This is a genomic window from Stenotrophomonas sp. STEN031 (genome assembly GCF_056759975.1).
The window spans coordinates 1-17851 of sequence record NZ_JBRREA010000076.1; the positions used below are offsets into that span (position 1 = coordinate 1).

Genomic DNA, 17851 nt, shown 5'->3' on the forward strand with positions numbered 1-17851 from the left:
CTTGGGAGTTGGTGTCACGTGATAAGTCGATTTCTTCTCTGGGCGCGCCACTACAAAATAAACCCCCGCATCGCTGGATGCGGGGGTTTGCGTGTGCCGAAACCATCCTGGCTTCGCGGCTTACGCCGCTCCTGCAAGCGCAGGCTTACACCGTTGCCGGCAACAGATGCTCCGGCTCGGCTTCGGTCTCCACGATCAGTTCGCCGTCGCGGACGTCGATGCTGACCTTGCCGCCATTCAACAGCTTGCCGAACAGCAGTTCGTCGGCCAGCGGGCGCTTCACCTTGTCCTGGATCACGCGGTGCATCGGGCGTGCACCCATGTCCGCATCGAAGCCGTGGTGAGCCAGCCATTCGCGCGCGGCAGGGGTGGCCGACAACGAAACGTGCTTGTCCTGCAGCAGCATCTCCAGCTCGATCAGGAACTTGTCCACCACCCGCAGGATGTGATCGAAGCCCAGCGGCTGGAACTGCACCACGGCATCCAGGCGGTTGCGGAACTCCGGGGTGAAGCTCTTGCGGATCACCTCCATCGCGTCGGTGGCGTGGTTCTGCTTGGTGAAGCCGATCGAGCGCCGCGCGGCCTGGGTGGCACCGGCATTGGTGGTCATCACCAGGATCACGTTCTTGAAATTGGCTTCACGGCCATTGGTGTCGGTGAGCACGCCGCGATCCATGACCTGCAACAGGATGTTGAAGATGTCCGGATGCGCCTTCTCCACCTCGTCCAGCAGCAGCACGCAGTGCGGGGTCTTGACGATCTTCTCGGTCAACAGGCCGCCCTGGTCGAAGCCCACATAGCCCGGAGGCGCACCGATCAGGCGACTGACCGAATGCGGCTCCATGTACTCGGACATGTCAAAGCGCACCAGCTCGATACCCAGCTGCAATGCCAGCTGACGGGTTACTTCGGTCTTGCCCACGCCGGTGGGGCCGGCGAACAGGAAGTTGCCGATGGGCTTGTCCGGACTGGCCAGCCCGGAACGCGACAGCTTGATCGCGGATGCCAGCGATTCAATGCCCTGGTCCTGGCCGAAGATCACCATCTTCAGGTTGCGCTCCAAGTGCTGCAGCACGTCCTTGTCGGTAGCGGTGACCTGCTTGGCCGGGATGCGCGCCATCTTGGCGATGATGGCTTCGATCTCCTCGACGTCGATGCGCTCCTTGCGCTGCCCTTCCGGAAGCAGGCGCTGGCGTGCGCCTGCCTCGTCGATCACGTCGATGGCCTTGTCCGGCAGCAGGCGGTCGGCAATGTGCTTGACCGACAGGTCCACCGCCGCCTGCAGCGCATCATCGGCATAGGTCACGCCGTGGTGGGTCTCGTACTTGGGCCGCAAGCCCTTGAGGATCTCGTAGGTCTCGCCAACGGTGGGCTCGACGATGTCGATCTTCTGGAAGCGCCGCGCCAGGGCACGGTCCTTCTCGAAGATGCCGCGGTACTCCTGGAACGTGGTCGAACCGATGCAGCGCAGCTCACCGGAAGCCAGTGCGGGCTTGATCAGGTTGGACGCATCCATGGTGCCGCCCGATGCCGAGCCAGCACCGATGATGGTGTGGATCTCGTCAATGAACAGCACCGAGTTGGGGATCTTCTTCAGTGCGGTGATCACGCCCTTGAGGCGCTTCTCGAAATCGCCGCGGTACTTGGTGCCGGCCACCAGTGCGCCAAGATCCAGCGAATAGATCACCGCATCGGCCAGCACGTCCGGCACTTCGCCATCGACGATGCGCTTGGCCAGGCCTTCAGCGATGGCGGTCTTGCCCACGCCGGCTTCACCGACATACAGCGGATTGTTCTTGCGACGACGGCACAGTACCTGGATGGTGCGCTCGATCTCATCGCGACGCCCCACCAGCGGATCAATCTTGCCGGCCTTGGCCTGCTCGTTGAGGTTGCTGGCGAACTCGGTCAGCGAATCGCCCTTGCCTTCGCCGTCGCCGCCCTCGACGCGACCCTCACCTTCAAGTGGGGAGGACATCTCCGGATCGTCGCCACCCTTGCCCACGCCATGCGACAGGTAATTGACCACATCCAGGCGGGTGACATCCTGCTGGTTGAGGTAATAGACCGCATGCGACTCCTTTTCGCCGAAGATCGCCACCAGTACATTGGCACCGGTGACCTCCTTCTTGCCGGAGGACTGCACGTGGTACACCGCCCGCTGCAGCACGCGCTGGAAGCCCAGGGTCGGCTGGGTGTCACGACCATCGTCTTCGGCCAGCAGCGAGACCGAGGCATTGATTGCCTTTTCAAGCTCGCGCCCCAGTCGCTCCAGATCCGCGCCACACGCCTTCAGTACCGCTTGTGCCGAGGCATTCTCCAGCAACGCCAACAATAGATGTTCAACCGTCATGTACTCATGACGGGCTTCTCGGGCGCGCTTGTAGCACTGACCAATGGTCTGCTCGAGGTCTTTACTGAACATAAGGCACTCCGGTTGCGGTTGGAGACAATATGCGGCCTGGCAACGATTTTTCCAGCACCCTAGCGACGAAGATGTAGACGCCGTGTCAGCAAGCCCGGCAAATCGCCCCTACCCATGAATCCTGCATTCAGTTTCAACGTAAGAACAGTGCCGACGCTGCAGCCGTAGCTATCAGGGCGCAACGCACCGTTCCGCTTTTCGCAGACCGTGCAGCTTTCCACTACCGGGGTTTTACACTGCCTGCACCGTTCGTGCGGCGCTGGCGCTGATAACCATGTCGCATGGTCAGCAGGGCGCGCGCAGACGCCCTGGCGCTGGCTCAGGCCCGCTCCATCGTGCACAACAACGGGTGCTGGTTCATCCGCGAGAACTCGTTGACCTGGGCCACCTTGGTTTCGGCGACCTCACGGGTATACACCCCGCAGATGCCGCGGCCGCGCGTATGTACATGCAGCATCACCTGGGTTGCCTTGTCCATGTCCATGGAAAAGAAACTCTGCAGGACGGTCACCACGAAATCCATCGGGGTGTAATCGTCGTTCAGCAGCATCACCTGGTACTGCGGCGGGGGCGCAACCTCGGGTTTGCCGGGGGCAACCAGCAGGCCGTGTTCGCTGTCATGTTGGGTCTTTTGGGACATGTGTCGATTATAGCCGTTCCAGGTGGCCGTCTTTTGACCATTGGACGGCGGGCCCCCTGCCCCCGCACAATTTACAGGCTAACCATCCATTCCTTGGGGAAAACATGAAGAAATCCGTACTCAGCATCGCTTTGCTGGCCCTGGCTGGCGTCACCGCCGGGAGCGCGTTCGCCGGTGAACCCGACCGTGCGGTCGGCCGCCTGCTCGATACCTTGAAGTACAAGTACGAGGTGGACGCCGATGGTGACTACCAGCTGGTCTTCGAAATGGACGACGACCGCACCCAGCTTGTGTTCGTGCGTTCCAATGTCGAGACCTATGGCAGCCATCATGTCCGTGAAATCTGGTCGCCGGGTTACAAGTCCTCCGGCCCGCAGTTCCCGGCGCTGGTTGCCAACCGTCTGCTGGAGGATTCCAACGACTCCAAGCTGGGCGGCTGGGTAAAGCAGGGTGAGGTTGCCATGTTCGTGGTCAAGATCGATGCCGATGCCAGTTCCGAGGTGTTGTCCGACGCCATCGACGCTGCCGCCAAGAGCGCCGATGCGATCGAACTGGAAATGACGTCCAAGGACGAGTACTGAGCGTGAATGCATTGCAGTCCCAGCGATGGGCGCCACATGTAACCGTGGCCACCGTGGTCTCCCGCGCAGGGCAACTGCTGCTGGTAGAGGAAGAAAAGAACGGCCGGCGGGTATTGAACCAGCCGGCTGGCCACCTCGAGCCGGGTGAGAGCCTGCTCGAGGCGGCTGTACGCGAAACCCGCGAGGAGACCGGCTGGGACGTGCGCCTGACCGGTTTCATTGGCAGTTACCAATGGACGGCGGCTGACGGCACGCCGTTCCTGCGCTTTGCCTTTGCCGCCGAGCCACAGCAGCACCACCCGCTGCAGGCGCTGGACACCGGCATCGTGCAGGCACTGTGGATGAGCCCGGTGGCCCTGCAGGCCGAGATGGCAAGGCTGCGTAGCCCGCTGGTCTGGCATACGATTTCCGATTGGCTGGCTGGCCAGCGCTACCCGCTTTCGATCGTGCGACAGGTGGCACCGTGAGTACTCCAAAGATCGTGGTCGGCGTTTCCGGCGGCGTGGATTCGTCGGTGGCCGCGCTCACCCTGGTCCAGCAAGGCCTGGATGTGGCCGGTCTGTTCATGCAGAACTGGGCCGACGATGGCAGCGGCCATTGCCGTGCCGAGGATGATCGCCGTGATGCGGTCGCGGTCTGCGGCAGGCTGGACATTCCGTTCCATTTCCGCGATTTCTCCAGCGAATACTGGCAAGGGGTGTTCGAGCACTTCCTCGCCGAATATGCTGCCGGCCGCACACCCAACCCGGACGTGCTGTGCAACCGCGAAGTGAAGTTCAAGCACTTCCTGGACGCGGCCCGTGAGCTGGGCGCCGAGCGTATCGCTACCGGCCACTATGCCCAGGTCGACCACTCCGGCGGCCGCTGGCGGCTGCTGCGCGGCGCCGACCGCGGCAAGGACCAGAGCTACTTCCTGCACCAGCTGGGCCAGACCCAGCTGGCAGCGACATTGTTCCCGATCGGGCACATGGAAAAGAGCGAGCTGCGGCATATTGCCCGCGAGGCGGGACTGCCCACGCATGCCAAGAAGGATTCCACTGGCATCTGCTTCATTGGTGAGCGTGACTTCCGTGAGTTCCTGGGCCAGTACCTGCCCGCCCGCGAGGGCGAAATCCACGACCCCGATGGGCAGGTCATCGCCCGCCATCCCGGCGTGTTCTATTTCACCCTGGGCCAGCGCGAGGGCCTGAACATCGGCGGCGTGCGTGGGCGCCCAGCCGCGCCGTGGTTCGTGGTTGGCAAGGACGTGGCACGCAACATCCTGTACGTTGACCAGGGGCATGACAGCCCCTGGTTGCAGTCCAACTGGCTGCGCAGTGAGACCATGCATTGGATCGCCGGTACCCCGCCCGCCCGGGAATTCGCCTGCACCGCGCAGACCCGCTACCGCCAACCGGACGAAGCCTGCACCGTAAAGGTGCGCGATGACGGCACGTTGGATGTGCATTTCGCGCGCCCGCAACGCGCCGTCACCCCCGGCCAATCGCTGGTGCTCTACGACGGCATGGAGTGCCTGGGTGGTGCAGTGATCGCTGCGACCGATGCACCTTTGGAGCGCCGCCTGGGCGCCCCTGTTTCCCCTTGAGAGATGACCATGACCTTTTCCATCGATGACCGTGTACTTGCCCTGGCTGGCATCGCCCAGGCCTTGCAGCAGGTACGCCGCATCGCAGAAACCGGCCATTCGGAGAGCGCCGTGGTGCGCACCGCGATGGACAGCGTAATGCGTATTGATGCCAGCTCGCCTGCCGCGGTCTATGGCAGTGCAACCCAGGTCGAGCCCGGCCTGCGCCTGCTGCGTGACTACTTCCGCAACCAGGGCAAGGACGACCTGCTGCCGCGGCTTGCCCTGTCGGTGATGCAGCTGGAACGCCGTTTCGTGCGCGAAGGCGCCACGATCGACAAGGTGGAGGCCGGCATCGAGCGTGCTGCCAGCATCGCCCGTGAGCGCGGCGACAGCTGCCACCCGGACGTGCTCAATGCGATGGGCGCGCTGTATGCGGAGACCATCAGCCAACTCAAGCCCAAGATCATGGTGCAGGGCAACCCGCACTACCTGGGCCAGGCGATGGTGGTGTCGGAGATCCGTGCCCTGCTGCTGGCAGCGGTGCGTTCGGCGGTGCTATGGCGACAGCTGGGTGGCGCGTACTGGGATTTCCTGTTCTCACGCAAGGCCATGCTCGAAGCCATCGAGCGCCGCCTGCGCTGAATGGCGACGCCCGCAGCCGCCATGGTTGCGGGCTACGTCGCAAAACCTCCGGGGATTCGCGCCAGCAGGGCTAAAGACCCCCTGCCCACTGCCGATACTGCATTCGTGACTCTCCCGAGAACGTCCATGTATTCACGTATTGCAATCCGTTTGGCAGCCCCACTGGTCCTCACCCTTCTGGTCGTGGTTGCTGCTGCCCTGTCCTGGCCCTCGGCGGCCCTGTGGGCGATCCTGACCACCATGGTGTTGAGCTGGCTGGTGTTTGCCTGGTGGAGCGTGCATTCGCAAGCCCAGCGCTCGCCCGAACATGCCAAGGTGCTGAAAGAGCAGGACCAGTTGCTCAACGAGCTGCGCAACTTCGTCAGCAACGAGATCGACGGCTCGCGCAGCGAGATCGAGCGCGCCCGCGAGCTGATCCGGCAGGCGGTCGGCGGCCTGGGCGGCAGCTTTGATGCGATGAGCCGCAAGTCGCGCCAGCAGAGCCAGGCGCTGGCCCGCATCGTTGACCGTGCCGGCGATGAAGGTGGCGGCGGTGTCGATGTTGCCCGCTTCGCCCAGAACGCCAGCCACCAGATGGAACAGCTGGTGGAAGCACTTGAGCAGGTCAGCGGCCAGAGCAGCAATACCGTGCAGCACATCGACCAGATGGCACAGCACCTGGACGGCATCTTTGCCCTGCTCGAAGACGTCAAGTCGATTGCCGACCAGACCAACCTGCTGGCCCTGAATGCGGCCATCGAAGCGGCGCGTGCCGGTGAGGCCGGTCGTGGCTTTGCGGTGGTGGCCGACGAGGTGCGCAACCTCTCCGAACGTTCCACCACCTTCAACGAGCAGATCCGCAAGCTGGCCCACAGTTCCAAGGACGCGATCGCCAAGGTGCGTGAAACCGTCACCCATATGGCGTCGCGCGACATGGACCGCTCCCGTGAGGCGCGCCTGGAAGCCGCCTCGATGCTGGACAGCGTGGCCGCCATCAATGCCTCGCTGGGCGATGGCATGCGTGAGATCTCCGAGTGCGGCCGCGCCATCGACGGCAGTGTCGCCGAAGCCGTGCGCGCCCTGCAGTTCGAGGACATCGCCACCCAGGCGCTGGGCGGCGTGCATACCCACCTGGACCGCCTGGGCGCGATCAACCGTGAAGCGGTCGCCCTGCAGGAACTGTTGCACCGCAATGGCGGCGTGTTCGACGGCGAGATGGTCAGTGCGCTGCAGCGTACCGGCAGCCGTCTGCGCGAAATGCGCGTGGAATGGGAGCGTCCGCCGCACAAGCCGGTTTCCCAGCAGAGCATGGGCGCAGGCACGGTGGAATTGTTCTGATTCCAGCCTGCTCCCGTTTTGCATGCAAGCCCCGGTCTTCGACCGGGGCTTTGCTGTTGCCTCGTCCACATTGATAGATGCTCAACCAGCGCCCCCCTGCCGACACGAATCCGGAGCCAGCATCGCAGCTGGCCGCCACCATGCCGCCAGTCGCCCCGGTCAGCGGCCCGGCGCTGAACCGCCGCGCGCAACTCGCTCAGCTCGAGGACAGCGCGCAGCAGGAAATAGTGGCCTTGCGTGCACGCCGCGATGGCGAGGGAAATCCTGCGGGTGCAGAAAAAGCCGACTGGCTGACATCCAGCATCGATTGGGACCTGTCTGTCCCCTGAAACACCCCCCCCAGCCGGTCAACATGCGTGCAAGCACAATGCCTTTCTTGTGGGAGCGGCCTAAGCCGCGAAGCACGCACATCATCAGATCAAGGCCTCCCAGCAACACCAGTTTCGCGGCTTACGCCGCTCCCACATCCAATGAGCAACCTGGCTCGGTGAGGGCAGAAGCAGCCGAGAGTTGATGTTGTGCAGCCGCTATTGGGTCACATGTCCTCGCACAGCGCAGCTGTTTTGCAGGAGCAGCGAAAACAGCGACGCACGGACATCACCAGAACAAGGTCTGTGAGAACACCAGCGTCGCGGCTTGCGCCGCGCCCCCAGGACGAAAAAAGCCCGGCTGCGGATCAGGCAGCCGGGCTTGTATTCGTTCTTGCTGTCGGTCAGTGGGTTGCGCTGATCGTCGTCATCGCGGTGATGTTCGGCAGTTCAAGCAGTTCGGTGGGGCCGCTGCGCAGCCATTGCACCATTTCACGCGGCCGCAACGGCCGCGAGAACAGATAGCCTTGCAGCTCATCACAGCCCTGCTGGATCAGCATGGCCGCCTCTGCCGGGGTCTCGACACCTTCAGCAACCACACGCATGCCCAAGGCATGGCCCAGATGCACGATGGCCTGGGTAACCTCGGCGGTGCCGGCGTCGTGCAGCATGCCTTGCACGAAGCTGCGGTCGATCTTCAGCCGCTGCACAGGAAAACGATTGAGGTAATGCAGGTTGGAGAAGCCCGTGCCGAAGTCATCCACCGCGAGCGGGATGCCATGTTGCTCGAAAACATCGAAGCACTGCCGCAGTGCGTCGGTGTCGCGGATCAGCGCCGACTCGGTCAGCTCCAGTTCGAGGCGCTGCGCTGGCCAGCCTGATTGCTGGCAGATACTGACAACACGTTCGGCGAAACCACGGTCCCGCAGCTGCAATGCCGAGACATTGACCGCGATACGCTCGAACTTCAGCCCTGCCTGCTGCCATACCGCAGCCTGCCGGCAGACTTCCTGCAGCACCCAGTCGCCGATATGGATGATTTCGCCACATTTCTCGGCAATTGGAATGAACTCGGCCGGGCTGCAGGAACCGATCTTGCCACTGTTCCAGCGCAACAAGGCCTCGATCGAAGGCGTGGCATCGCCATTGGCATGCACCAGTGGCTGATAGACTAGGCTGAACTCGTCGCGCTCGACCGCACCATGCAGGGCATGTTCAATTTCAACCCGACGCTGGGTACGGGCCAGTGCGTCCTGGCTGTAGTACTGGTAGGTGTTGCGCCCGGCCTCCTTGGCGGCATGCATGGCGGCATCGGCAGCACGCAGCAGGCTGTCGAAGTCGTTGCGACCCTCATCGAGCAGGGCGATACCCACGCTGGCGCCGACCTTCAAGGTGACGTCCTCGCGGTATAGCGGCTCGGCCAGCGAGGCAATCAACTTGCGTGCCACATGCCCTGCATCGTCCGGTTCCACCAGGTTGCGCAGGATCACGATGAACTCGTCGCCATTGAAACGGGCGAACAGGTCGGCGGTGCGCAGATTCTGGTGCAGGCGTGCCGCAGCGGCTTTCAGCAACATATCGCCGGTAGCGTGACCGAAGGTATCGTTGATGCTCTTGAAGCCGTCCAGGTCGATGAACAGCATTGCCAGGACTGCACCGCGCTCACGCGCCTCGATGATCGCCTCGGAGCCTTGCTCACGCAGCAACATGCGATTGGGCAGGCCGGTCAGCAGGTCGTAGTGTGCAAGCAGTTCCAGGCGTTCATCGGCCTCGCGTTCGCGGGTGATGTCGCGGAACAACACCACGTAGCGTTCCGGCAGGCCGTCGCGCTGATCCAATTCGATCAGCACCTGCACCCACACCCGTTGCCCGGAGGGGCGGTAAAAGCACAGGTCCAGCTGTTCCGGAAGCCCGCCCTCGGCGATGCGCGACAACGCGGCTTCAAAGCTGTCACGCGAATCTGGAATGTACAGATCCAGCGCCTGATCCAGGGTTACCGGCTCCTTGCGCAGGCCATGGATGCGGTAACACTCCTCGGTCCATTGCATGGCACGGGTGCTGACCTCGATCTCGCAGCCGCCGATGCGGCCCAGCGCCGACACCCGGTTCAACAACTCGGTGCGCCAGCGGATCAGCGCGTCTGTACGACGCTGATTGCTGATGTTCTGCACCTGACCCAGCACCCTGTGCAGGGCGCCGGTAGCGTCGTAATCCAGCTCCACCCAGATGCGCAGCTGTTGCTGGGTGACCGGGTCACGGCCCCAGGTGATGTCAAAGCTGCCGCCCTTGGCCTCATCCAGCAGGCGCCGCCAACTGCAGAACAGATGCGTGCGGGCATCGCTGGACAGGTTGCGCAACCATTGCCGCCCGCTCGGTAACGTGGTGTTGCTCCAGCCGATGGCGGCGGCGAACTCCTCGGACCACTGCACGCGATTACGCTGCGGCTCCCACACCCAACTGCCCATGCCAGCGACGCGTTGTGCCCGTCGCAGCAGGGCCTGCTGCGAGCGCAGCTCGTCCTCCAGCGATTTCTGCTGCTGGATGTCGGTATAGGTGCCGACCATCCGCAACGGTTGGCCGTCGGCCGCGCGTGCAATCACCTGCCCCCGATCCAGTACCCAATGCCAACTGCCATCGGTCTGGCGCAGGCGGAACTGACACGCAAACGGGGTCTGTGGATCGTGCAGATGTGCTGCAATCGCCTGGCGCAGCTGCAGCTGATCTTCGGGATGTACTTCATCCAATAGCCCAATGTCGGGCGGATCGACGTTGCCAGCCGGGGTGGCACTGGTACGGATGACGGCATCGCTGACGATGTCTCAGTCCCACAAACTGTGACCTGCAGATTCCATCGCCATTGCCCAACGTGCGTTGCGGGCCTCGGTGTCACTGGCCACCGAATACAGATAGCCCAGAGGAGCCGCCGACGGCGATTGCACCGCGCTGAGCCAGCCCTCGAGTCGATGGCCGTCCCCGGGCAGCGGGCAGGCGACCGCGTCCTGTTCGGCCAGTCGCTGGCGGATGCCCGCCAACTGCGGGCAGTAACGTGACAGACGTTCGGGCAGGCCCAGCTCCCTGGCCATGCCATTGGCGGCCAAAGGTTGTCCGTCCGTGTCCAACAGCACGACGGCCGCATTCAACGGATGACGAAGCAGGCTAGCTATGACGCCGCGATCCACGCGTTCTATCTCCAAGCCCGACAAACCGGGTACCCATTCGATAACGGCACCAACTCGGCAGAATTGAGCACTTCGTCGCCCGCCATGTGCACAAGCCGTTAAACTTGGGCGACGCTTGTCCGAAACCTCCTCCCAGTATGCGAGCCGATCCGGCAACTTCCGTTCCCTCCGTGTCCGGCGTACCCCTGCGGCGGCGCGCAGGCACGTTCTGGTTGCAGGCACTGGCGGGTTTGCTGACGATAGCCCTGCTGACCTTGCTTGTGATCGCGGTTGATTTTTCCAGCTGGCAGGGGAAAAGTGTGATGGCCATCGCTATCGCGCTTTGCGGGACGCTTGCTCTGCTGTGCTGGCGCCTTCGCGCGACGCGATCATTGACAGAGGCCCGGCAGCGGCGGCCTGATGGTTTGCAGCAACTGGCGGAACTACTCCCGGATGGGGTGATGATTGCCGAAGGCAACACCGTTCTATATGCCAATGCCGCAGCAAGCAGCATCCTGGGCATCGCTGACGGCCGCAGCGATACGGCGGCACAACTGCTGATCAGCTTGCGTACGCACGCAACGCCTACGCACAATGGCGAGTTGCCGGTCCAACTGCGTCGATCGGGGGGCGAGCCCTTCCATGCCATGGTGATCACCCAGCAGCTGTTGCACGCCGGCAAGACATGTCAACTTTTCGTCATCCGCGACCTGAGCGAGCTGGAGCATGGCCGGGCTGCGCTGGCGGCCAGCAACAGCGAGTTGCAGGCCATGGCAGGCCGCCTGTTCTCCTTGCAGGAAGATGAGCGGCGCTCGATCTCGCGTGATCTGCACGATGATATCGGCCAGGCCATCACCGCGATGAAACTGGCGGCCTGTGCCGCACGCGACGAAGACAGCAAGCCACGGCGGCAGGACGATATCGACCAGATCATCGAACTGGCGGACAGTACGGTGATCAAGCTGCGCAACCTCTCGATGCTGCTGCGCCCCCCGCAACTGGACGCGCTGGGCCTGGAGGCTGCCTTGCGCTGGCAGGCCGGCCTGCTGTTCCGCTCCACCGAGGTCGAGCTGTTGCTGGATGTGGACGCCCTCCCCCGCCGGCCCAGCAACGAAGTGGAACAGGCCTGCTTCCGGATTGCCCAGGAAAGCCTGACCAACGCGCTGCGCCACGCCAGTGCCAGCCAGGTGTCACTGTCGCTGCGCGACGGCAGCAACGGCGACCTTCACCTGCAGGTGGTGGACGATGGCGAGGGCTTTGATCCCGCCGGCCCGCGTGGACTGGGCATGATCGTGATGCGCGAACGTGCACAGAGTGCCGGCGGCAGCCTGCACATCGAGACCGCGCCGGGAGCAGGCACCCGTATTGACCTGCGCCTACCCTACGCAATGGCCGCACAGTGACCCCGCAAGGACCCCGCCCGATGTGGAACGCCACTCCCTCTTCGCTTGGTGATCGCGGCGACGCGCGCCCAGCCCGGCTGGGTGCCGGCAACCCGGAACTGGCCACCCTGGTGGATGCCGCCAATCGCACCGGCACCTCGCTGATGCTGTTGCATCTGGATATCGACCACTTTGCCTCGGTCAACGAGAATATGAGCGCCGAGGTCGGTGACCAGGCATTGGTACTGATTGCCGAACGCCTGCGGGGCTTCCTCGGCGATCGCGGCAGGCTATGGCGGCACGGCAGCGACGAGTTCCTGATCGCGGTGCCCCGCAGCACCCAGACGCCTTCGCCCGAAGACCTGGCAGAACAGATCCGCCAGCAGATCGAGCTTCCGCTCTCGGTACTGCCCTACACCCTGTTCCTGACTGCCAAGATCGGCGTCAGCCTTTGCCCGGAACACGCCAACACGGCCACCGGTGTGCTGGATCTTGCCGAGGACGCACTGCACCAGGCCGGCCGCGAAGGGGGAAACTCGGTGCATGTGCATGTGCTGCACAAGCCCAGCAGCGCCCACAGCGAAAGCATCATCTCGCGCCAGTTGGTGGATGCCATCGACAACGGCGAGCTGCGCCTGCGCTACCAGCCGCTGGTCAGCGCCCGCGATGGCCACGTGATGGGCATGGAGGCGCTGTTGCGCTGGCAATCGCCCACCCTGGGCATGCTGGTGCCGGAACGCTTCATGCGCACCGCCGAGCGCCTGGGCATCATCGTGCAGATTGGCGCCTGGGTGCTGGAAATGACCTTGCGCCAGGCCAAGGTGTGGCGCGACCAGGGATTCGAGGACTTCAACGTCGCGGTCAATGTATCGACCCTGCAGCTGTTGCGCCCGAACTTCTTCACCGAAGTGATGGCCATGCTGCAGTCAATTGGCGTCCCCGCGCGGATGTTGACGCTGGAAATCAACGAAAGCGCCCTGACCAACAACGTCAACTTCGTCCATGAGACGTTGGCCAACCTGCGTAACGAAGGCATCAGCCTGTGCCTGGACAACTTCGGCACCGGTGACTCCAGCCTCAGCGCATTGGTTCGCTACCCGGTGGACAAGCTCAAGATCGACCGCAGCTTCATCAAGAGCGCGCCGGCCGCCAACCGCGAGGCGGCCATCAGCCGCGCCATCATCGCCATGGGCCATCAGCTGGGCATGACGGTGATCGCCAATGGCGTGGAATCGCAGGCACAGCTGGGCTTCCTGCGGCGCAATGACTGCGATGTCTTCCAGGGGTATCTGTTCGGCGAGCCGATGTCGGCCGATGCTGCCGGCATGACCTTGCGCCGGCGCTACCTGCGCCCGGAGGCGTTTGCCGAAACCCGCCCGGATCGCACCTTGTTGCTGCTCGACGACGAGGAGAACGTGCTGCGCTCACTGGTGCGCCTGTTCCGCCGCGACGGCTATCGGATCCTGGCCGCCGGCAATGTGCGTGATGCCTTCGATCTGCTGGCGATCAATGACGTGCAGGTGATCCTGTCCGACCAGCGCATGAGCGACATGAGCGGCACTGAATTCCTGGGCCGGGTGAAGATGTTGTACCCGGATACGATCCGCTTGGTGCTGTCCGGCTATACCGACCTGAACACGGTTACCGACGCGATCAACCGTGGCGCGATCTATCGCTTCCTGACCAAACCCTGGAACGACGACGACCTGCGTGAACACATCCGTCAGGCCTTCCGCACCCATGATGAGAAACAGGGTGTGGGCGCTTCGTAGGGTTGGGCCAGATCGTTGCAGCTGTTGTGGGAGCGGCGTAAGCCGCGAGGCCGCTGATGGCCAAACCCCGATGCACTGGTTGCAACTGCACGATGCACTTCTGCGTTCGCAGATAGGCGAGGACTGACACGGCATCAGCTTCGCGGCTTACGCTGCTCCCACAATCCTGCAATCCAACAATTCGGCAGCACCCATCCGCCTATTTCGGCTGGCGGATCGGCAGCACGATGCGGAAGCAGGAACCCTCGCCTACGGTGCTGTCCAGGTCGATGCGACCGTGATGCTTGTTGATGATGCCGTAGGAGATCGACAGGCCCAGCCCGGTGCCGCTGCCCACCGGCTTGGTGGTAAAGAACGGATCGAAGATGCGCTGGCGCAGTTCCGGCGAGATGCCTGCACCGTTGTCCTTGAACTCGACCCAGACCTCGTCGCCACTGACGCCGGTGCTGACCACGATGTTGCCGCGTTCGGCGATGGCATGGCCGGCGTTGAGCAGCAGGTTCATATAGACCTGGTTGAGCTCGGAGGGCAGGCATTCGATCATCGGCAGTTCGCCATAACGGCGTTCCAGCGTGACCTTGTACTTGAGCTCGTTCCAGATGATGTTGATGGTCGATTCGAGGCCGGCGTGCAGATCGACCAGCTTCCATGATTCATCGCGGCCGGAGTACGAGAAGTCCTTGAGGTCGCGCACGATGCGGGTTACCCGCTCGATACCCTCGCGTGATTCCGCCATCAGCTGCGGCAGGTCGCGGCTGATGAAATCGATATCCAGACGATCACGGATGTCGTCGATCTCAGGGATCAATGCCTTCGGGTCGGGCGCGCGCAAGGCACGCTCGTAAGCCTCGATCACGGTGAACAGGCTGCGCAGGTACTCCTGCAGGCTGCCCAGGTTGGAGTGGACGTAGCCGATCGGGTTGTTGATCTCGTGCGCGACGCCGGCAGCGAGCTGGCCGATGGAGGCCATCTTTTCCGACTGCAGCAGTTTTTCCTGGGTACCATTCAGCCGCAGATAGGCCTGGCGCAGCTCGGCGTGGCGCTGCTGCAATTCGCGCTCGTAGTCTTCCGGGCCGTCGATATGCTGGAACAACGCCAGGAAGGCTTCGCCAGCGGCATCGCTGTGATGATGCAGATGCAGGGTGATGACGCGCTCGCCGATCGGCAGGCTGCCGATCCAGCTACCCGAATCGCGGGCCTGCGACAGCGCGAACGGCGGCAACAAGGCCTCGAGCTGGCGGCCAAGGTCGGCACTGCCTGCTCCATCCACGCCAAACAATTCACGTACCAGGCCGTTGGCGATGCTGACTTCAAACTTGCCGCTGAACACCAGCATCCCGTGCTGGACGCGTTCGCCCAGGGCTCGCAAGGTGGACGCCGAGGGCGGTGGCGTGAGGAGGCTGCTATCGGTCTGGGTCACGGCGGTCGGTGCAAACGAGGACAGACCGCCACTATAGCCGGATGTGGGTATCCCATCGCGCCCCCAAGGCGCGATACCTGCTGGGTCAGGCGACGGCGAGTGGCCGCCGTGCGTGTACGGTCTGCGCCTGCCCCTTGGCGTCGTAAGCGGGCGCGCTCTCGCTGCGGCCCAGTTGTCGCAGGGCCCAGTTGACCTCGCGCCGGCGTCGCGCCAGCAATACCCCGTTGGCGTGGTTGCGTTCGGCCAGCTCCTTGAGCTTTTCGGCCTCATGCAGCGGCGGCTGCCGCTCCAGTTCGCGCAGGGCGTCCAGCTTCCTGCCGGTGGCGGCAACCAGGGCCGCCACATCGTGCTCGGCCAAGGCGCGCTGTTCGCGGTCCAGCGCTTCGCTCAAACGCTGCAACGGGTCGCCCATGGTGAGGTTCATCCCTGCAACTGCCGGTCCAGGCCCAGCATGCGCGTCGCGATGGCGTCGGGGTTGATCTTGTAACTGCCGTTCTCCAGCGCCTCGCGCACGGCTTGTACGCGTGCCTGGTCAATGGCCGGAGCGGCGCTCAGCTCGCGCTGTACCGCCTGCAGCTGGGTGGCCTCTCCGGTCAGGCGCACGCTGTCGGCTGCCTCAACCGGCTTGGGCTTGGCATCGCCTGCTGCGGCCACTTTGGTGTTGACGGCCACACTGCGCAGTTGCGCTGCGGCTGCAATACCACCGTCGATTTTCTGGCTCATGTGATGGAGTCCTGATTCGGTTCAAAAACGATAACGGCCGCTTCGGGCAGTTCTTTAGCAATTTATCGGCTTACCAGCACATCGCCGCCGGGGGTGGCGACACCTTGCATTACCCGGCGTGAAGACAGGTTCTCGACGGAGACCCGCTCGCCTTCACCGGCGTCCCCCAGCGCCTTGCCGGCCATCCGCACCTCGACCCCGCCGCGACGGGACACCAGGGCGACATTGTCGCCACGACGCACCGTGCGCGGTGCCACCAGATCAGTCGCCGACAGCAGGCTGCCCGCGCTCAATGCGCGTCGGGCCACCCTGCCCACTGCTGCCTCCGGCTTCAACAGTACCGCACCGGCCAAGCGCGCCGTATCGCGTTTGACCGTACTTATATCGGCAGCCGCCAGCGTTTCTCCAGCGGCCACGCCACGGGCCAGCACCAGCACCTGCTGTTCACGCCGCACCTTCACCGGTACGAACAGGCGCCAGCCACCGGCTTGCGGACAGGCCACTTCCACCGTGGTGTTGGCGGTGACCCTGGCCTGCAGCGCCTGCGTGCAGGCGGGCAGGCGCAGGTTCGCGTCGAGATTGGCCTCGCCACTCTCCCCTTCCCCCAAGGTAGCCAGGGCAGCTGCACGGATGGACTCCACCGACTGGAAAGTGGTGGCTCCGGCCAGTGACGGCAACAACAGGCAGATATAAAGGAGTAAGCGCATCGGCAGCGGCCGCCCGGTCCAGGATTGATTCGACAGGCTTCGGTGCAAGTGCCGTGCCAACTCCCGTCAAGACCGGCGCTCAAGTTGTCATACCTTGCCGCCGATACAGCACACATGTCACAAGACCTGCTCAACCGAATTGACCAGCGCACCCGGCTGGCCGGCCACAACCGCCTCGCACTGCTGCTGTTCCGCCTCGGCGGCCGTCAGCTTTTTGGCGTGAATGTCTTCAAGGTGCAGGAGGTGCTGCGGCGCCCGGCATTGTTCCAGGTGCCAGGCTTGCCAACCCAGTTTGCCGGTGTCGCCGACGTCCGTGGCCGCTCGGTGCCGGTGCTGGACCTTGGCCTGGCCATTGGCCACCCCGAACGCGAGCCTGAGGCAGACACCTCGCCAGGCTATCTGGTGGTAACCGAGTTCAACCGTTCGGTGCAGGGATTTCTGGTCAGCGGGGTTGAGCGCATCGTCAACATTGCGGTGGAAGATATCCACCCACCGCCGGAGTTGGGCGCCGAATCGACGTATTTGACCGCCGTTACGCGCTTCCAGGGTGAGCTGATCCAGGTCATCGACGTGGAAAGCGTACTGGCCGATATTGCCCAGGTACGCAGCGAGGCGGTGCTGGATCCGTCGATGGCGCTGCCTGCCGATGCCCCGGCGATGCAGGTCCTGGTGGTCGATGATTCGCGGGTGGCACGGCAGCAGATCCGCAGCGTACTGGACCAGTTGGGCGTCAGCGCCACCCTGCTCTCCGACGGCAAGCAGGCATTGGAACACCTGCTGCAGATCCATGCCTCGGGTGAGAACCCGGCTGAGCGCTATGCCATGGTCATTTCCGACATCGAGATGCCGGCGATGGATGGCTACACCTTGACGACGGAAATCCGCCGCCATGCAGGGTTGGCGGGCCTGTATGTGCTGCTGCATACCTCCTTGTCGGGCGTGTTCAACAACGCCATGGTGGAACGCGTGGGCGCCAATGCCTTCGTGGCCAAGTACAGCCCGCATGAATTGGCGGATTTCGTCCTGCAGCGCCTGCGCCATGTGGCTCAGACCCAATACGCGTACAGCTGAGCCGGCTCCACGGTAGTGGGGGGGGGGGGGGGGGGGGGGGGGGGGGCGGGGGCCCGCCCGCCGCGCGCGCGGGGGGCGGGCCCCGCCCCCCCCCCCCCGCGCGCCCGCGACCAGCCCGGGGGGGGGGGGGGGGGGGGG

Annotated in this window: 14 protein-coding genes and 2 pseudogenes; 9 read left to right on the plus strand and 7 right to left on the minus strand. The window is 63.9% G+C overall.

The features are described from left to right. Positions 1-145 precede the first annotated feature (145 nt). Together clpA and clpS are read right to left on the minus strand one after the other, a co-directional pair. Entirely contained in the window at positions 146-2425 is a 2280-nt protein-coding gene (gene clpA / locus ACVOLQ_RS20510) for an ATP-dependent Clp protease ATP-binding subunit ClpA (protein WP_313172053.1), read from the minus strand. Positions 2426-2744: 319 nt separating this feature from the next. Then, positions 2745-3065 (minus strand): ATP-dependent Clp protease adapter ClpS, encoded by a 321-nt coding sequence (gene clpS / locus ACVOLQ_RS20515; RefSeq protein WP_313172055.1) that lies wholly within the window; start codon positions 3063-3065, stop codon positions 2745-2747. 104 nt (positions 3066-3169) lie between these two features. Between clpS and ACVOLQ_RS20520 the strand changes: the two genes are divergently transcribed. From ACVOLQ_RS20520 to ACVOLQ_RS20545, 6 genes are all read left to right on the plus strand, one after another. After that, positions 3170-3646: a hypothetical protein gene (locus ACVOLQ_RS20520; RefSeq protein WP_481529136.1), complete on the plus strand. Its 477-nt coding sequence runs from the start codon at positions 3170-3172 to the stop codon at positions 3644-3646. Positions 3647-3648: 2 nt separating this feature from the next. Then, the gene (locus ACVOLQ_RS20525; RefSeq protein ID WP_313172059.1) at positions 3649-4113 is read left to right on the plus strand and encodes an NUDIX hydrolase; all 465 of its coding nucleotides are present in this window, start codon (positions 3649-3651) and stop codon (positions 4111-4113) included. Then, the gene (gene mnmA, locus ACVOLQ_RS20530) at positions 4110-5231 is read left to right on the plus strand and encodes a tRNA 2-thiouridine(34) synthase MnmA (protein ID WP_481529137.1); all 1122 of its coding nucleotides are present in this window, start codon (positions 4110-4112) and stop codon (positions 5229-5231) included. The genes ACVOLQ_RS20525 and mnmA overlap by 4 nt, the downstream gene beginning before the upstream one ends. A gap of 9 nt (positions 5232-5240) precedes the next feature. Further along, positions 5241-5855 (plus strand): high frequency lysogenization protein HflD, encoded by a 615-nt coding sequence (gene hflD / locus ACVOLQ_RS20535; protein ID WP_481529138.1) that lies wholly within the window; start codon positions 5241-5243, stop codon positions 5853-5855. Between the two features lie 126 nt (positions 5856-5981). Continuing rightward, positions 5982-7172 (plus strand): methyl-accepting chemotaxis protein, encoded by a 1191-nt coding sequence (locus tag ACVOLQ_RS20540; protein WP_313172065.1) that lies wholly within the window; start codon positions 5982-5984, stop codon positions 7170-7172. Positions 7173-7249: 77 nt separating this feature from the next. After that, a complete protein-coding gene (locus ACVOLQ_RS20545) occupies positions 7250-7501 on the plus strand; it encodes a hypothetical protein (protein ID WP_481529139.1) in 252 nt (83 codons plus the stop codon). 383 nt (positions 7502-7884) lie between these two features. Here the strand turns inward: ACVOLQ_RS20545 and ACVOLQ_RS20550 are convergent. Beyond that, a pseudogene (locus tag ACVOLQ_RS20550) lies at positions 7885-10659 on the minus strand (bifunctional diguanylate cyclase/phosphodiesterase). Positions 10660-10985: 326 nt separating this feature from the next. Here ACVOLQ_RS20550 and ACVOLQ_RS20555 point away from each other — a divergent pair. Continuing rightward, positions 10986-12041: pseudogene (locus ACVOLQ_RS20555) on the plus strand (sensor histidine kinase); the annotation flags it as partial. Between the two features lie 20 nt (positions 12042-12061). Next, on the plus strand, positions 12062-13792 hold the full coding sequence (locus ACVOLQ_RS20560; protein ID WP_313172069.1) for an EAL domain-containing protein: 1731 nt from the start codon (positions 12062-12064) through the stop codon (positions 13790-13792). Positions 13793-13991: 199 nt separating this feature from the next. Here the strand turns inward: ACVOLQ_RS20560 and ACVOLQ_RS20565 are convergent, their stop codons facing one another. The 4 genes from ACVOLQ_RS20565 to flgA form a co-directional block, all read right to left on the minus strand. Then, positions 13992-15212, minus strand: coding sequence for an ATP-binding protein (locus tag ACVOLQ_RS20565; protein WP_481529140.1), 1221 nt, complete (start codon positions 15210-15212; stop codon positions 13992-13994). A gap of 85 nt (positions 15213-15297) precedes the next feature. Then, positions 15298-15636 carry a flagellar protein FlgN gene (locus ACVOLQ_RS20570; protein ID WP_313172071.1) on the minus strand — a complete coding sequence of 113 codons (339 nt, stop codon included), beginning with the start codon at positions 15634-15636 and terminating at the stop codon, positions 15298-15300. Continuing rightward, positions 15633-15935, minus strand: coding sequence for a flagellar biosynthesis anti-sigma factor FlgM (gene flgM / locus ACVOLQ_RS20575; RefSeq protein ID WP_313172073.1), 303 nt, complete (start codon positions 15933-15935; stop codon positions 15633-15635). The genes ACVOLQ_RS20570 and flgM overlap by 4 nt, the downstream gene beginning before the upstream one ends. A gap of 62 nt (positions 15936-15997) precedes the next feature. Next, positions 15998-16642 carry a flagellar basal body P-ring formation chaperone FlgA gene (gene flgA, locus ACVOLQ_RS20580; RefSeq protein ID WP_313172075.1) on the minus strand — a complete coding sequence of 215 codons (645 nt, stop codon included), beginning with the start codon at positions 16640-16642 and terminating at the stop codon, positions 15998-16000. A gap of 114 nt (positions 16643-16756) precedes the next feature. On the opposite strand from flgA, the gene ACVOLQ_RS20585 reads away from it, so the two are divergent. Beyond that, positions 16757-17713 (plus strand): chemotaxis protein, encoded by a 957-nt coding sequence (locus ACVOLQ_RS20585; protein ID WP_481529141.1) that lies wholly within the window; start codon positions 16757-16759, stop codon positions 17711-17713. Positions 17714-17851 lie beyond the last annotated feature (138 nt).

What these genes read in the sequence shown, in the direction of transcription:
- ACVOLQ_RS20540 (WP_313172065.1), top strand. Translation starts at nt 5,982, where the DNA reads ATGTATTCACGTATTGCAATCCGTTTGGCAGCCCCACTGGTCCTCACC.
- ACVOLQ_RS20545 (WP_481529139.1), top strand. Translation starts at nt 7,250, where the DNA reads ATGCTCAACCAGCGCCCCCCTGCCGACACGAATCCGGAGCCAGCATCG.
- hflD (WP_481529138.1), top strand. Translation starts at nt 5,241, where the DNA reads ATGACCTTTTCCATCGATGACCGTGTACTTGCCCTGGCTGGCATCGCC.
- ACVOLQ_RS20520 (WP_481529136.1), top strand. Translation starts at nt 3,170, where the DNA reads ATGAAGAAATCCGTACTCAGCATCGCTTTGCTGGCCCTGGCTGGCGTC.
- clpA (WP_313172053.1), bottom strand. Translation starts at nt 2,425, where the DNA reads ATGTTCAGTAAAGACCTCGAGCAGACCATTGGTCAGTGCTACAAGCGC.
- clpS (WP_313172055.1), bottom strand. Translation starts at nt 3,065, where the DNA reads ATGTCCCAAAAGACCCAACATGACAGCGAACACGGCCTGCTGGTTGCC.
- flgA (WP_313172075.1), bottom strand. Translation starts at nt 16,642, where the DNA reads ATGCGCTTACTCCTTTATATCTGCCTGTTGTTGCCGTCACTGGCCGGA.
- flgM (WP_313172073.1), bottom strand. Translation starts at nt 15,935, where the DNA reads ATGAGCCAGAAAATCGACGGTGGTATTGCAGCCGCAGCGCAACTGCGC.
- ACVOLQ_RS20585 (WP_481529141.1), top strand. Translation starts at nt 16,757, where the DNA reads ATGTCACAAGACCTGCTCAACCGAATTGACCAGCGCACCCGGCTGGCC.
- ACVOLQ_RS20570 (WP_313172071.1), bottom strand. Translation starts at nt 15,636, where the DNA reads ATGAACCTCACCATGGGCGACCCGTTGCAGCGTTTGAGCGAAGCGCTG.
- ACVOLQ_RS20560 (WP_313172069.1), top strand. Translation starts at nt 12,062, where the DNA reads ATGTGGAACGCCACTCCCTCTTCGCTTGGTGATCGCGGCGACGCGCGC.